At 63.6% G+C, this 14,405-nt stretch carries 11 protein-coding genes and 1 pseudogene; 2 read left to right on the top strand and 10 right to left on the bottom strand.

The window, feature by feature from the left end; translation table 11 throughout:
* Positions 1 to 346: 346 nt before the first annotated feature.
* From amiE to urtA, 8 genes and pseudogenes are all read right to left on the bottom strand, one after another.
* Positions 347 to 505: pseudogene (gene amiE, locus BDOA9_RS37730) on the bottom strand (aliphatic amidase); the annotation flags it as partial.
* Between the two features lie 37 nt (positions 506 to 542).
* Positions 543 to 920 (bottom strand): FmdB family zinc ribbon protein, encoded by a 378-nt coding sequence (locus tag BDOA9_RS07530; RefSeq protein ID WP_025033329.1) that lies wholly within the window; start codon positions 918 to 920, stop codon positions 543 to 545.
* A 106-nt stretch (positions 921 to 1,026) separates the two neighbouring features.
* On the bottom strand, positions 1,027 to 2,256 hold the full coding sequence (gene fmdA, locus BDOA9_RS07525; RefSeq protein ID WP_025033328.1) for a formamidase: 1,230 nt from the start codon (positions 2,254 to 2,256) through the stop codon (positions 1,027 to 1,029).
* Positions 2,257 to 2,283: 27 nt separating this feature from the next.
* Complete coding sequence (urtE, locus tag BDOA9_RS07520; protein ID WP_025033327.1) at positions 2,284 to 2,973, bottom strand: urea ABC transporter ATP-binding subunit UrtE; 690 nt, start codon at positions 2,971 to 2,973, stop codon at positions 2,284 to 2,286.
* A 193-nt stretch (positions 2,974 to 3,166) separates the two neighbouring features.
* On the bottom strand, positions 3,167 to 3,922 hold the full coding sequence (urtD, locus tag BDOA9_RS07515) for an urea ABC transporter ATP-binding protein UrtD (protein WP_025033326.1): 756 nt from the start codon (positions 3,920 to 3,922) through the stop codon (positions 3,167 to 3,169).
* Between the two features lie 11 nt (positions 3,923 to 3,933).
* On the bottom strand, positions 3,934 to 5,076 hold the full coding sequence (gene urtC, locus BDOA9_RS07510) for an urea ABC transporter permease subunit UrtC (protein ID WP_025033325.1): 1,143 nt from the start codon (positions 5,074 to 5,076) through the stop codon (positions 3,934 to 3,936).
* An 18-nt stretch (positions 5,077 to 5,094) separates the two neighbouring features.
* Complete coding sequence (gene urtB / locus BDOA9_RS07505) at positions 5,095 to 6,021, bottom strand: urea ABC transporter permease subunit UrtB (protein WP_025033324.1); 927 nt, start codon at positions 6,019 to 6,021, stop codon at positions 5,095 to 5,097.
* Between the two features lie 128 nt (positions 6,022 to 6,149).
* Entirely contained in the window at positions 6,150 to 7,409 is a 1,260-nt protein-coding gene (urtA, locus tag BDOA9_RS07500; protein WP_025033323.1) for an urea ABC transporter substrate-binding protein, read from the bottom strand.
* 169 nt (positions 7,410 to 7,578) lie between these two features.
* On the opposite strand from urtA, the gene BDOA9_RS07495 reads away from it, so the two are divergent.
* Both BDOA9_RS07495 and BDOA9_RS07490 read left to right on the top strand, forming a co-directional pair.
* Positions 7,579 to 10,950, top strand: coding sequence for a hybrid sensor histidine kinase/response regulator (locus BDOA9_RS07495; RefSeq protein ID WP_025033322.1), 3,372 nt, complete (start codon positions 7,579 to 7,581; stop codon positions 10,948 to 10,950).
* Complete coding sequence (locus tag BDOA9_RS07490; RefSeq protein ID WP_082847799.1) at positions 10,934 to 11,860, top strand: response regulator; 927 nt, start codon at positions 10,934 to 10,936, stop codon at positions 11,858 to 11,860. The genes BDOA9_RS07495 and BDOA9_RS07490 overlap by 17 nt, the downstream gene beginning before the upstream one ends.
* Before the next feature lie 129 nt (positions 11,861 to 11,989).
* On the opposite strand, the gene BDOA9_RS07485 is transcribed toward BDOA9_RS07490, so the two are convergent.
* Both BDOA9_RS07485 and BDOA9_RS07480 read right to left on the bottom strand, forming a co-directional pair.
* Positions 11,990 to 13,492, bottom strand: coding sequence for a flavin-containing monooxygenase (locus tag BDOA9_RS07485; RefSeq protein ID WP_025033320.1), 1,503 nt, complete (start codon positions 13,490 to 13,492; stop codon positions 11,990 to 11,992).
* A gap of 124 nt (positions 13,493 to 13,616) precedes the next feature.
* Positions 13,617 to 14,363, bottom strand: coding sequence for a S1 family peptidase (locus tag BDOA9_RS07480; RefSeq protein ID WP_025033319.1), 747 nt, complete (start codon positions 14,361 to 14,363; stop codon positions 13,617 to 13,619).
* Between the last annotated feature and the right edge of the window lie 42 nt (positions 14,364 to 14,405).

Genomic DNA, 14,405 nt, shown 5'->3' with positions numbered 1-14,405 from the left:
CAACCAAGCCCTCACGCTATTCCCCTTACCCCGGCCGCTCCCAGCGGCGCCCGGTGGAACTTAGGCCATGAGAACGGCCAGTAGAACTACGGTGTATCGAGAATCCGCCAAACGGGCTGCGTCTTGGGCCGATTCAACGGTCCATGTTGCAACCGCGCCACGGTTTGCGGAATGCCATTTCCCATTCCGCGCATGCACCGACGCCTCAGGCAGTCGATGCATATGGACCGCCCTTCACATCGATGGCCGATCATCCCCGCGGCCAGCTCCGCTCAACCTGTCCTGCCGGCGATCGCCAGGAGTTGGACGCCGCCAATCCATTCGGAATGCCATCGATCGGACATTCATCGGTGCCCGGCGTCGCGCGGGTCATTGCCTCGACCATGTCGGCGATCTTGCGGGCGTTATCGAGCACCTCGGCCTTGGTGTGCAGGCGGGGCATCTTGTAGTTGACCACCGCGACGCCGACGGTGTCGTTGCTGCTGGAGATATCACCGTGAAGCATGTGGAGCGCTCCTGTCTCTATTCGTGGGAGGCGTGAATTAGTGGCTGATCATCCAGGGGCGCGCGGTCGGAAAGCCCTTGGCACCGCTCCTGGTCTTGGTCATCAGCCGCGCGGGCTTTTTCCTGTCGGTCGGGCTCTTGTCCTTCACGGTCTTGCCCGATGAGCAGCAGCCGCAGCCCGGGCCGTGCGAGGCCTTGTATTGCGCCAGCGTCTGCGGCGCGTGGGTGCTGCGCTCGTTGACGGCGTGCGCCTTGCGCTTGTCCGCCGGCATGCAGAAGAAGTTCGGCGCGGTCAGGATCACGCGGGGCGCCATGGTCTCGCAGTGTGGGCAGCTTTGAGGATCGTCGCATTCCGCCATCGGGCGCAGGTCCTTGAAGGGACCGCAATCGTCACAGAGATATTCGTAGACCGGCATCGCATCACCTACGCTGCTGCTTGTTCACAACTCGCTACCCGTTCGCGGGGAGACAGCCCCTCACCCCAGCCCTCTCCCCGTGAGAACGGGGAGAGGGGGCGCGGCGTCATTTGTCCGGCGAGATCGGCATCTGGATGTCGCCAGTGATGTGCTTGATGGGACCTGCCGCCGACGGCATCACGTCGAAATCGAAGATCTCGGTCGGCAGCCACAGCGTGGCGCAGGCGTTGGGCACGTCGACGACGCCCGAGATGTGGCCCTGGCACGGCGCGGTACCGAGGATCGAATAGGCCTGGGCGCCGGAATAGCCGAACTTCTTCAGGTACTCGATGGCGTTGAGACAGGCCTGGCGATAGGCGATGTGGACGTCGAGATAATGCTGCTTGCCGGCCTCGTCGACCGAGATGCCTTCGAAGATCAGATAGTCCTTGTAGTTCGGCGTGATCGGCGACGGCTTGAAGATCGGGTTCTTGATGCCGTACTTGGCGACGCCGTCCTTGATCACCTCGACTTTCAGGTGCAGCCAGCCGGCCATCTCGATCGCGCCGCAGAAGGTGATCTCACCGTCGCCCTGGCTGAAGTGCAGGTCGCCCATGGAGAGACCGCCGCCGGGGACATAGACCGGGAAGTAGATCTTCGAGCCGCGCGAGAGATCCTTGATGTCGCAATTGCCGCCATGCTCGCGCGGCGGCACGGTGCGCGCGCCTTCGGCGCCGATCTTGGCCTTCACATCGCCCTTGGCGCGGCCGCCATGGGCGGTCGGCGCGAACGGCGGATTGGCCAAACCGGGCACGCGGGTCGGGTTGGTCGAGATCAGCTCGGCCTCGCGCTTGTTCCAGGTATCCAGCATCTTCGGATCGGGCAGACACCCGATCAGGCCGGGATGGATCAGGCCGGCAAAGTTAACGCCGGGCACGTGGCGCGACGAGGTGTAGAGACCCTTGATGTCCCAGATCGACTTCTGCGCCAGCGGAAAATGATCGGTGAGGAAGCCGCCGCCATTCTGCTTGGAGAAGAAGCCGTTGAAGCCCCACAGGCTCTCCTTGAGCGGACCGACGTCGAGCAGGTCGACGACCAGAAGATCGCCAGGCTCGGCGCCCTTGACGCCGATCGGGCCGGACAGGAAATGCACGATCGACAGGTCGATGTCGCGCACGTCGTCGGCGGAATCGTTGTTCTTGATGAAACCACCGGTCCAGTCATAGGTCTCGATGATGAAATCGTCGCCGGGATTGACCCAGGCCACGATCGGGATGTCGGGGTGCCAGCGGTTATGCACCATGTCATTGTCGTAAGCCGACTTGGTGAGATCGACCTTGATCAGTGTCTCTGGCATCGAGATGCTCCCCTTTTACACAGTTGGTTAAACGGACAGATATTTCGAGACCTGGGCGGCATCGACGGCATCGCGCGGATCGTCGCGCACGATCTCGCCGTTCTCGATCACCAGCACGCGGTCCGCGATGTCGAGCGCGAAGCTCAGCACCTGCTCGGAGACGACGATCGAGAGCCCCTTCTCGTCGCGGATGCGCTTGAGCGTGCGCGCCATCTCCTTGATGATGGAGGGCTGGATGCCTTCGGTCGGCTCGTCCAGCAGCAGCACCTTCGGCTTGGTGGCGAGCGCGCGCGCGATCGCGAGTTGCTGCTGCTGGCCGCCGGAGAGATTGCCGCCGCGGCGGCCTTTCATCTCCAAGAGCACCGGAAACAGCTCGTAGATGTCGTCAGGCACCTCGGACCCGCCCGACACGACGAGCCCGGTCTCGATGTTCTCCTTCACCGTCATGGTGGAGAAGATCATGCGGCCCTGCGGCACATAGGCGAGGCCCTTGGCGACGCGCTCGAAGCTCTTGAGGTTGCCGAGCTCGGCGCCGTCCATGCTCACCGAGCCGCTTTTGGCCGGCAGGATGCCCATCAGCGACTTCATCAGCGTGGTCTTGCCCATGCCGTTGCGGCCCATGATCGCGACGATCTCGTTCGCCGCGACCTTGACGTTGAGCCCGTGCAGCACCTCGCTCTGGCCGTAGGCGACGTGGAGATCGGAAATAGCCAGCATCAGCGTGCTCCTAGGCTCGGTGCTTCGTCACCTCTCCCCACCGGGGAGAGGTCGGCGCGTAGCGCCGGGTGAGGGGGCGCAGGTCCGACGAGGGAGAGAAACCCCTCACCCGAATTGCTACGCAATTCGACCTCTCCCTATGGGAGAGGTGGACGGAGATCGCCGCGCGTGCTTGCCACTTAATCGCCATCCGTCAATGCCCCAGGTACACTTCAATGACCTTGGGATCGTTCTTGACTTTCTCCATGGTCCCTTCCGAGAGGATCTGGCCCTGATGCAGCACGGTGACCTTGTGCGCGATGTCCTCGACGAACTTCATGTCGTGCTCGATCACCAGCACCGATCGGTTCTTGATGATGCGGTTGAGCAGCTCGGCGGTCTTGGCGCGCTCGGAGACGCTCATGCCGGCGACCGGCTCGTCGAGCATCAACAGGTCCGGATCCTGGATCAGCAGCATGCCGATCTCGAGCCACTGCTTCTGTCCGTGGCTGAGCTCATCGGCATAGGTGTTGAGCTTGTCCTTGAGGAAGATCATCTCCGCGACCTCCTCGACCCGGTCCTTCACCAATTGGTCGCGCTGAAAGGTCAACGAGCCGAACACGGTGCGGCCGCGCGGGAACGAGATCTCGAGGTTTTCGAACACGGTGAGATCCTCGAATACGGACGGCGTCTGGAACTTGCGCCCGACGCCGGTCTGCACGATCTCGTTCTCCTTCATTTTCGTGAGCTCCTTGCCACGAAACTGAATCGAGCCCGAGGTCGCCTTGGTCTTGCCGCAGATCAGGTCGAGCACCGTGGTCTTGCCGGCGCCGTTGGGGCCGATGATGACGCGAATCTCGTTCTCCTCGACATAGAAGGAGAGATCGTTGACCGCCTTGAACCCGTCGAACGAGACGGTGAGGCCGGAGACCGCGAGCAGGAAGTCCTTGGGCTGATGACCGATGAGCATGATCTACCCCCTCACTCTGCCGGCGCGCCGTCGGCGACGGAATTGTCGGTCCAGCCCGCCTTCGCCTTGCGCGAGGCGAACAGCCGGTCGATGCGCGGCTGCACGTAATCAGCCCAGAGCCCGGACAGACCGTTCGGGAAGGCAAGCACGACCGCGATGAACAGCGCGCCGAGGCCGAACAGCCAGAGTTGCGGGAAGGATTCCGACAGGCTGGTCTTGGCGAAATTGACCAGGATGGCGCCCCAGATCGCGCCGAAGATCGACATGCGCCCGCCGACCGCGGTGTAGATCACCATCTCGATCGACGGCACGATGCCGACGAAGGACGGCGACATGAAACCGACATTGAGCGCGAACATGGCGCCGCCGATTGCGGCGAAAACCGCGGCCATGCAGAAGGCGAAGATCTTGAAATTGGCGACGCTGTAGCCGGAGAAGCGGACGCGGTCCTCCTGCTCGCGCATCGCCACCAGGATGCGACCGAGCTTGGTCAGGCGGATGAACTGCGCGATGCCGATGCAGGCAAACAGCAGCACCACCTCGACGAAGTACAGGATGATCTTGGCGTGGTCGGGCCGGATGTCCCAACCCTTGAGCGTGCGCAGATCGGTCATGCCGTTGATGCCGCCGGTATAGCCCTGCTGTCCCACGATCAGGATGGTGAGGATGGCGGCGACGGCCTGGGTGATGATGGCGAAGTATGTGCCGCCGACGCGGCGCTTGAACATCGCGGTGCCGATGATCAGGGCGAACAGGCCGGGGACCAGGATGATGGCGAGGATGGTGAAGGTGAGGCTGTGAAACGGCTGCCAGAACAGCGGTAGCGCCGTGATCTGATTCCAGTCCATGAAATCGGGGATGCCGGGCGTCGACTGGATCTTGGTGTTCTCGACGCTGGAGGCCTCGAGCTTGAGGAACATCGCCATGCAATAGCCGCCGAGGCCGAAGAACACGCCCTGCCCCAGGCTCAGGATGCCGCCATAACCCCAGCACAGCACGAGGCCGAGCGCGACAAAGGCGTAGGTCAGGTATTTCGCAACCAGGTTGAGGCGGAACACGTCCAGCGTCAGCGGCAGGATCACGAACAGCACGGCGGCGAGCGCAATGAAGCCCATGAGCTCGGATCGATTGAAGAAGCGTGAGTTGATGACCATGACTTGCCTGCTTCCAGATTATTTGCGGACCTTGAGGGCGAACAGACCCTGCGGGCGCAGCATCAGGATGCCGACGACCGCGAGCAGCGTGAGCACCTTGGCCATCGAGCCCGACATGAAGAACTCGAGCGTCGATTGCGTCTGCGAGATCGAGAACGCGGAAGCGATGGTGCCGAGCAGGCTGGCGGCGCCGCCGAACACGACGACCAAAAATGTGTCGACGATGTAGAGCTGGCCCGACGTCGGCCCGGTCGAGCCGATCATGGTGAAGGCGCTGCCGGCGACACCGGCGATGCCGCAGCCGAGGCCGTAAGTGTAGCGATCGACTTTCTCGGTGTTGATGCCGACCGCACCGGCCATGATGCGGTTCTGCACGACCGCACGTACCTGGCGGCCCCAGCGCGACATATAGAGAACATAAGCGACGGAGATGGTGATCAGCACGGTGAGGCACATCACGAAGACGCCGTTGATCGGCACCTCGATGCTATCAGTGACGTGGAGCGAACCGAGCATCCATTGCGGCAGCTCGACGCCGACCTCGCGCGCGCCGAACACCGAGCGATAGGCCTGCTGCAGCATCAGGCTGAGGCCCCAGGTCGCGAGCAGCGTATCGAGCGGGCGCTTGTAGAGGTGCCGTATCAGCACCCATTCCACCAGCATGCCCAGCGCGCCGGACGCGAGGAAGGCCAATATCATGGCAAGGAAGAAGTAGCCGCTGAACAGGCTCGGCAAATAGGCCTGGAAGAGATTGGAGGTCATCCAGGTGACGTAGGCCCCGAGGATCATGAACTCGCCATGGGCCATGTTGATGACGCCCATCTGGCCGAAGATGATCGCAAGGCCGAGCGCCATCAGGACGTAGACGGAGAACAGGATCAGTCCGGCAAACCCCTGCATGACGAAGATCGAGCCGAGGTCGCCAATCGAATAGTCGCCGAACATCCATGTCCTCCGTCGGAAAGGGTCCCGCGTCGCGAGCAGGTTCGCGACGCGGGGTCTTGAGGCATGGACTTGCGATCCACGCCAGGGAGCGGTTTGGCCTTGAGGGAAAGTGCGACGGGCGCCGCTTCTTACTGGTAGCCCTTCGGGAACGGATCCGGCTCGACGAGATCGGCGGTCTCGTAGATCAACTCGAACTGGCCATCGAGCTTGGCGCGGCCGACGCGGGTCTTCGACCAAAGGTGATGGTTCTCGTGGATGCGCACATAGCCTTCCGGCGCACCCTTGAACTCGACGCCGGGCGAAGCCGCCGCGATCTTGTCGACGTCGAAGGAGCCGGCCTTCTCGACCGTCAGCTTCCACAGCCAGGGGCCGAGATAGGCAGCCTGGGTGACGTCTCCGATCACGGTTTTCTCGCCCCACATCTTCTTGAACGCGGAGACGAAGGCCTTGTTGTTCGCATTGTCGAGCGACTGGAAGTACTTCATGCAGGCATAGGCGCCCGCAATGTTCTCACCGCCGATGCCGTCGATCTCGTCCTCGGTCACCGAGATCGTGAGCAGCGGCTGCTTGGCGAGGTCGACGCCGGCCGCCTTGAGCTGCTTGTAGAAGGCGACGTTGGAACCGCCGACGACGTCGGTGAAGATCACGTCCGGCTTGGTCAGCTTGATCTTGTTGATCACCGAGTTGAACTGCGTCGAGCCGAGCGCGTAGTACTCCTCGCCGACGACCTTGCCCTTCAGCACGTTCTCGACATGCTTGCGCGCGATCTTGTTCGAGGTGCGCGGCCAGATGTAGTCCGAGCCGATGAAGAAGAACGACTTTGCGCCCTTCTCCTTGGCGATCCAGTTGAGGCCCGCCAGAATCTGCTGGGTCGCTTCCTGGCCGGTGTAGATCACGTTCTTGGACTGCTCGAGGCCTTCGTAGAAGGTCGGGTAGTAGAGCATGCCGTTATACTGCTCGACCACCGGCAGCACCGCCTTGCGCGAGGCCGAGGTCCAGCAGCCCATGATCGCTGCAACCTTGTCGTTCACGAGCAGCTTCTTCGCCTTCTCGGCGAAGGTCGGCCAGTCCGATGCGCCGTCCTCCTGGATGAACTTGATCTTGCGGCCGAGCACGCCGCCGGCCGCGTTGATCTGCTCGATCGCGAGCTTTTCGGCCTGGATCGAGCCGGTTTCGGAGATCGCCATGGTGCCGGTCGCCGAATGCAGGATGCCGACCGTGACCTCGGTGTCGGTGACGGCCAGACCCGTGGTATTGACCGCCGAGGTCGCCGGGGCCTGCGCAAAGGACGCCCGCGGCAGCATCGTGATGGCAGGGACGGCCGCCATCCCCATCAACAATTTGCGCCGTAGCGGCGACAACAGGCCTTTGTTTGCTTCGTCTGACATGAGCACCCCACTTTTGTTCGAGACCACGCGATTGGTGCCCGTGAGGATGGCTCGAATTTATGCAGCGCACGCATACGCAAGATCGCGTATATTGCACCGCAAAATGCCGACGTAGGCTTCTGGTACGGAATTTGCGAGGGGTCCGGGTCCGTATCGGGAGTGGGGTTAAGTGGCAGGGCGGCAGCGAATAGACCGCGTCAGGCGCCAGTACAATCAATGGGTCGCCAACCAGACGCTGGAAGATTACGCCCTGCGCTTCACCGCCAAGAGCGCGCGGCGCTGGTCCGCCGCCCGCGTCGCCAACACGGCACTCGGCGCGATCTCGTTCCTGGCGATGGAGGCGATCGGCGGGACCATCACGCTGAACTATGGCGTCACCAACGCGACTGCGGCCATCGTCGTGGTTTCCATCGTCATCTTCGGCTGCGGGGTACCGATCGCGTATTATGCCGCCAAATGCGGCATCGACATCGACCTGCTGACGCGAGGGGCCGGCTTCGGCTACATCGGCTCGACCGTCACCTCGCTGATCTACGCGTCCTTCACCTTCATTTTCTTCGCGATCGAGGCCGTGATCCTCGCCTCCGCGCTGGAGATGTGCTTCGGGATTCCGCGGCCGGTCGGCTACCTCATCAGCGCCGTCGTCATCATCCCGCTGGTGGCCTACGGCATCACGTTGATCAGCCGCTTCCAATTGTGGACGCAGCCGCTGTGGGTGATCCTTCACATCATTCCGTTCGCGGCTATCGCCTGGCACAATCCGAACTCGTTTACGGAGTGGCGCAAGTTCTCGGGCGACCACGGCGACCTCAACGGACATTTCGACCTGCTGCTGTTCGGCGTTGCCGCCTCGGTCGTGTTCTCTCTCGTGGCGCAGATCGGTGAGCAGGTCGACTTCCTGCGGTTTCTGCCGCGCGACCGGCGCGCTTCGAGGGTGTCCTGGTGGATGGCGCTGATGAGCGCGGGACCGGGCTGGATCGTGCTGGGCGCGCTGAAGCTCCTGGCCGGCTCGTTTCTCGCCTTCTTCGCACTCAGCCACGGCGTGTCGCCCGAGGAAGCCGCCGAGCCGTCGCACATGTATCTCGAAGCCTTCCGCTATGTGCTGTCGCAGCCCGAGCTGGCGCTGGCGTTGACGGGAACGTTCGTGATCCTGTCGCAAGTCAAGATCAACGTCACCAACGCCTATGCCGGCTCGATCGCCTGGTCGAACTTCTTCTCGCGCTTGACCCACAGCCATCCCGGGCGCGTGGTGTGGTTGGTGTTCAACGTCATCGTCGCCCTGCTGCTGATGGAGATCGGCGTCTACAAGGCCCTGGAGCAGACGCTGGCGCTCTATTCCAACGTCGCGATCGCCTGGGTCGGCGCGCTGGTCGCCGACCTCGTCATCAACAAGCCGCTCGGATTGCGGCCGCAGCAGATCGAGTTCAAGCGCGCCCATCTCTACGACGTCAACCCGGTCGGCGTGGGCGCGATGACGATCGCGACCATCGTCTCCATCAGCGCCTTCTACGGCCTGTTCGGCCCGACCGCGAAGGCGTTGTCGGCCTTCATCGCGCTTGCCGTCGCCTTCATCGCCGCGCCCCTGATCGCCTGGGCCACCGACGGCAAATACTACATCGCGCGGAAGCCGAAGCGGAGCTGGCAGAACATCGAGGCGATCCAGTGCTGCATCTGCGAGCACTCGTTCGAGCCGGAGGACATGGCCTCCTGCCCCGCTTACGCCGGCCCGATCTGCTCGCTGTGCTGTTCGCTGGATGCGCGCTGCCACGATCTCTGCAAGCCGCACGCGAGATTCCAGGTGCAGGTGTCGGAAACCCTGGGCAGGCTGATGCCGCAGCCGATCTACGCCCGGATCAACTCGCAAGTCGGCCACTATATCGGCGTGTTCGTGGTCTCAGCCGGCTTGATCGCGCTGGTGCTGGGACTGATCTATCTGCAGACCTCGGCGAGCGTGCACGGCGAGAACGAGCTCGTGTCCGACGTGCTGTGGAAGGTGTTCTTCTCGCTCAGCATCATCATCGGCGTGGTGGCATGGCTGTTCGTGCTGGCGCAGCAGAGCCGCCGCGCCGCCGAGGCCGAGACGCGGCGGCAGACCGCGCTGCTGATCCAGGAGATCGATGCGCACAAGCGCACCGACGCCGAGCTCCAGCGTGCCAAGGAAGTCGCCGAATCCGCCAATCTCGCCAAGAGCCGCTATGTGGTCGGGCTGAGCCACGAGCTGCGCTCGCCGCTGAACGCGATCAGCGGCTATGCGCAGCTGCTCGAGCAGGACACGACGCTGAGCACCAAGCCGCGCGACCAGGTCCGCGTCGTCCGCCGCAGCGCCGACCATCTCTCCGGCCTGATCGACGGCATCCTGGACATCTCCAAGATCGAGGCGGGGCGGCTGTATCTGTCGCGCGACGAGGTGCGCCTCAGCGAATTTCTCGACCAGCTGGTCGGCATGTTCCGCCTCCAGGCTGCGGCCAAGGGCATCGACTTCGTGTTCAGGCGGCCGCCGACGTTGCCGGGCGTGGTCTATGCCGACGAAAAGCGGCTGCGTCAGGTGCTGATCAACCTGCTCTCGAATGCCATCAAGTTCACCCAGTCGGGCAGCGTGCAGTTCGTGGTGCACTATCGCAGCCCCGTCGCCGAGTTCGAGGTGATCGACACCGGCCCGGGCATCCAGGGCGGCGATCTCGAACGCATCTTCGCGCCGTTCGAACGGGGTGCGCTCGGCGCCTCGCAGCCGCAGACCGGCACCGGCCTCGGGCTCACCATTAGCCGCCTGCTCGCCGGCGTGATGGGCGGGGACATCAAGGTCACGAGCACGGTCGGCACCGGCTCGACGTTCAAGGTCAAGATCCTGCTCTCGGAGGTCATCAATCCGCAGCGCATCGCGCCGGTGGAGGCGCCGGTCTCCGGCTATCACGGCGCGCGCAAGACCATCCTCGTCACCGACGACGATCCCGTGCATCGCGACCTCTTGCGCGAGGTGCTGACGCCGCTCGGCTTCATCCTGCTCAGCGCGCCCGACGGCGCCGGCTGCCTCGCACTGGCGCAGCATTGCCGGCCCGATCTGTTCCTGCTCGACATCTCGATGCCCGCCATGGATGGCTGGGCCGTCGCCGAGGCCTTGCGCGCCAGCGGCCATCACCAGGCGCGCATCCTGATGGTGTCGGCAAGCGCGCTCGAGGCCCATGGCGCGCCGCTGGCGCAGCCCTTCCACGACGGCTACCTGATGAAGCCGATCGACATCCCGCGGCTGCTGGAGACGATTCGCCAGCTCCTCAAGATCGAATGGCAATACGGCTCGGACGACGTCGCGGTGCCGTTCTGGCATCCGGAGACCGGATCGAAGCCGCCGCTGCGGCATATCGAGGCGCTGATCGGGCTAGGCCAGATCGGCTACGTCAAGGGCATCCAGCTGAAGCTGGACGAGATCGGCAGCGAGCACCCCGAGCATGCCGACTTCGTCGCGCAGATGCGGTCGCTGGTCGATCGCTTCGATCTCGACCAGTACATGGCCACATTGAAGACGTTGCATGCTTATGAGCATTGAATCGAAGAAGCGCGACATCGCGCTCGTCGTCGACGATTCCCCGGAGACGCTCCGGCTGCTCACCGACGCGCTCGACGGCGTCGGCATGACGGTGATGGTAGCGCTCGACGGCGCTGCGGCGATGCGCATCATCGACCAGATCACGCCCGACATCATCCTGCTCGACGCCGTGATGCCGGGGATCGACGGGTTCGAGACTTGCCGCCGGCTCAAGCGCGATGCGGGTCTCGCCAACGTGCCGGTCATCTTCATGACGGGTCTTGCCGAGACCGAGCACATCGTGCGTGGACTGGAGGCCGGCGGCGTCGACTACGTGACGAAGCCGATCGTGATCGAGGAGATGCTGGCACGCATCCGCGTTCATCTCGGCAATGCCCGGCTGACCCAGAGCGCGCGCGCCGCGCTCGACGTCTCCGGCCGCTTCCTGTTCGCGGTCAATCGCCAGGGCAGCGTGCTGTGGGCAACGCCGCAGGCGCAGAAGCTGCTATCCGATCATCACGGCGCGCAGGCCGACGACTTCGTGCTGCCGCCGGCGCTGCTGCAATGGCTCGAGCAGGCGAAGGCCAAGAGCGGCTCGAAATCCCAGGCCGCCTCGCTGCCCGACAATCCGCAGCTGCGCTTCTACTACATGGGCGAGACCGCGCCGAACGAGTTCCTGCTGCGGCTGTCCAGGGAAGCCGGCACCGCACTGCCGCCCGAATTCACCAGCGAGCTCGGCCTCACCACGCGCGAAGGCGAGGTGCTGGCCTGGCTCAGCAAGGGCAAGACCAACCGCGACATCGCGCAAATTCTGGGTCTCAGCCCGCGCACCGTCGACAAGCACCTGGAGCAGATCTACGCCAAGCTCGGCGTCGAGAACCGGACCGCCGCAGCCGCGATTGCGGCGAATGCGACGAGACGGAATTCTTGATCTCGGCGATATCCAACAACTTGCTCGGCGTCATGGCCGGGCTTGTCCATCCACGGACCCTCTTTTCGAGACCAAGGCGTGGATGCCCGGGACAAGCCCGCCATGACGAGTTCGTAGCAGCGGCTCGCTTCAACTATACACAAACGCCTTGTCGTCCAGGTCCGTCTTCGGGATCTCGTCCTTCTCGGTCCAGTAATCCTGGCTGTGCTGCCATTCCGGCTTGTCGCCGCGCTTGGGCAACAGGTTCATGTTGCGCATCATGTAGCCGGGGTTGAAGTTTTCCGGATCGATCCAGGGCAGGATCGGCATGTTGTGGTCTTCAGGCCGCAGCTTGACTTCGACCTTCCTGGCACCCTTCGCCTTCATGTGGCCGAGCAGCCGGCAGACGAAATCGGCGACGAGATCGACCCGCAGGGTCCAGCTGGCGCGGAAATAGCCGAACACCCAGACCATGTTCGGCACGCCCGTGAACATCATGCCGCGATAGGTGACGGTGTCGCCGAAGGCGAGCGGCTTGCCGTCGATCTCGAACGCGATATCGCCGAGCGCGGCGAGATTGAAGCCGGTCGCGGTGACGATGACATCGGCCTCGAGCAGCTTGCCGGACTTGAGCTGGATGCCGTCCTCGACGAAGCATTCGATCTCGTCGGTGACGACGGAGGCCTTGCCGCTGGCGATGCCCTTGAACAGGTCGGCATCCGGCACGAAGGCGATGCGCTGCCGCCACGGCCGGTATTTGGGCGTGAAGTGGGTCTCGACGTCGTAATCGGGACCGAGCACAGCGCTGATCTGGCCGATCAGCTCCTTCTTCACCTGCTCGGGCTTGGACAGGCAGAGCTTGGTGAAGGCATCCTGCTCGAACAGGATCTTGCGCCGCACGATCTCGTGGATCCAGGCTTCGTCGACCTGCAGCCGGCGCAATTCCTCCGCGATCTCGATGGCGTTGCGGCCGAGGCGGAAATAGGTCGGCGAGCGCTGCAGCATGGTGACGTGCGCGCATGTGTCGGTGATATTAGGCACCAGCGTCGCCGCGGTGGCGCCCGAGCCGATCACGACGACCTTCTTGTTGGTGAGGTCGATGTCGTCGGGCCAGGTCTGCGGATGGACGATGCGGCCCTTGAAGCGGTCCATGCCCTTCCATTGCGGCGTGTAGCCTTCGGAATGGCGGTAATAGCCCTGGCACATCCAGAGGAAGTTCGCGGTGAAGGTCCGGGGCTCGCCGGTGTCGGTCGTCACCGCGTCGATGGTCCAGAGATTCTGCTCGCTCGACCAGCTCGCGGAATTGATCCTGTGCTTGTAGCGGATGTGCCGTGCGATATCGTTGTCGTCGATCACCTCCTTCATGTAGGAGAGGATCTCCTCGGCGGTCGCAATCGGCGGGCCAACCCAAGGCTTGAAGCTGTAGCCAAAGGTATGGAGATCGCTGTCGGAGCGAATGCCGGGATAGCGATGTGTGCTCCAGGTGCCGCCGAAGGTTTCCTGCGTCTCCAGGATGACGTAACTCGTGCCCGGAAGCTGCTTCTGGATGTGATAGGCGCTGCCGATGCCGGAGATGCCGGCGCCGACGATCAGCACGTCGAAATGTTCAGAAGCCTGTTTGGCCGTGGCGTGACTGCGAACAGCGACATTCATTGTTGCTTCTATGCCTTGCTTTTTTTGTGGCCGCCCTTGACCGGACGGCGCGTTTCCTCCGCGACGGGCATGATCACCCGCCGCGCCTCCGCTTCAAAATGACATAGATCAAGTCGCCGTCAAATCACAGCGCCGCACCCCAGCTCCGCGCGGTCTGCAAGATCCAGTCGCGATAGAGCGTCAGCGGCGTCACACCGGTCAGGCCGCCGCAACCATCCCCCGCGTTCGGTCCGGTCGCCCAGCTGATGACACCGACAAGCACGGCGCCATTCGGCCTGTCCTCGAACACAGGACCACCGGAATCGCCGGTACAAGCACCAATTCCGTCGCGAACACCGTTGGTTACAGGATCGACCAGGCGGATCTGAAGCGTCCCGGGCTGGCCCGTGACGACAAGGCTCGCGACGCGCGTTGCCCCGCCGCTCCTGCCATCACCGCGCACGGTGACACCGTTACCGGCAATGACGAAACGGCTACCAACCCGGATCGGAATATTCGGCGCGCCGACCGGCACTGCCGATTTTCCCTTGAGTGGAATTTCCAGTTGCAACAGCGCCACGTCTGCACCGGCGCGATGCACCTGCGCTCTGTAGCCGGGATGGATCGCGACAGTGCGCACGTTCAGCAATTGCGGTTCGCCACCGCTGCGATCGACGATCTTGTAGTCCGCGCCAGGCTGCACGCAGTGAGCGCCGGTCAAGACGATCTTCGGCGCGATCAGAGTGCCGGTGCAGGAATTGCCGCGCGAGCCGACGATGGTGACGACGGCGCGGGCGACGCCATCTGTTTGCGGCGTGCCGCCGCCGACGATGGCGTGAGCTGGCGTCGCGAGCAGCAGCGCAGCTGCGATGAGGGCGGCAGGCTTCGTCATGGGAACACGCATCGGCATCGGTGACGGCGGGCGATTGCTTCG

It is taken from the genome of Bradyrhizobium sp. DOA9, from assembly GCF_000617845.2.
Lineage (GTDB): Bacteria > Pseudomonadota > Alphaproteobacteria > Rhizobiales > Xanthobacteraceae > Bradyrhizobium.
Note: the sequence above shows the minus strand (reverse complement) of the source record. Positions and strands in the feature narration are given on the sequence as shown.

Excerpts from the sequence above, each read along its gene's own strand:
- BDOA9_RS07530 (WP_025033329.1), bottom strand. The coding sequence starts at position 920 with ATGCCGGTCTACGAATATCTCTGTGACGATTGCGGTCCCTTCAAGGAC.
- fmdA (WP_025033328.1), bottom strand. The coding sequence starts at position 2,256 with ATGCCAGAGACACTGATCAAGGTCGATCTCACCAAGTCGGCTTACGAC.
- urtE (WP_025033327.1), bottom strand. The coding sequence starts at position 2,973 with ATGCTGGCTATTTCCGATCTCCACGTCGCCTACGGCCAGAGCGAGGTG.
- urtD (WP_025033326.1), bottom strand. The coding sequence starts at position 3,922 with ATGCTCATCGGTCATCAGCCCAAGGACTTCCTGCTCGCGGTCTCCGGC.
- urtC (WP_025033325.1), bottom strand. The coding sequence starts at position 5,076 with ATGGTCATCAACTCACGCTTCTTCAATCGATCCGAGCTCATGGGCTTC.
- urtB (WP_025033324.1), bottom strand. The coding sequence starts at position 6,021 with ATGTTCGGCGACTATTCGATTGGCGACCTCGGCTCGATCTTCGTCATG.
- urtA (WP_025033323.1), bottom strand. The coding sequence starts at position 7,409 with ATGTCAGACGAAGCAAACAAAGGCCTGTTGTCGCCGCTACGGCGCAAA.
- BDOA9_RS07490 (WP_082847799.1), top strand. The coding sequence starts at position 10,934 with ATGCTTATGAGCATTGAATCGAAGAAGCGCGACATCGCGCTCGTCGTC.
- BDOA9_RS07485 (WP_025033320.1), bottom strand. The coding sequence starts at position 13,492 with ATGAATGTCGCTGTTCGCAGTCACGCCACGGCCAAACAGGCTTCTGAA.
- BDOA9_RS07480 (WP_025033319.1), bottom strand. The coding sequence starts at position 14,363 with ATGACGAAGCCTGCCGCCCTCATCGCAGCTGCGCTGCTGCTCGCGACG.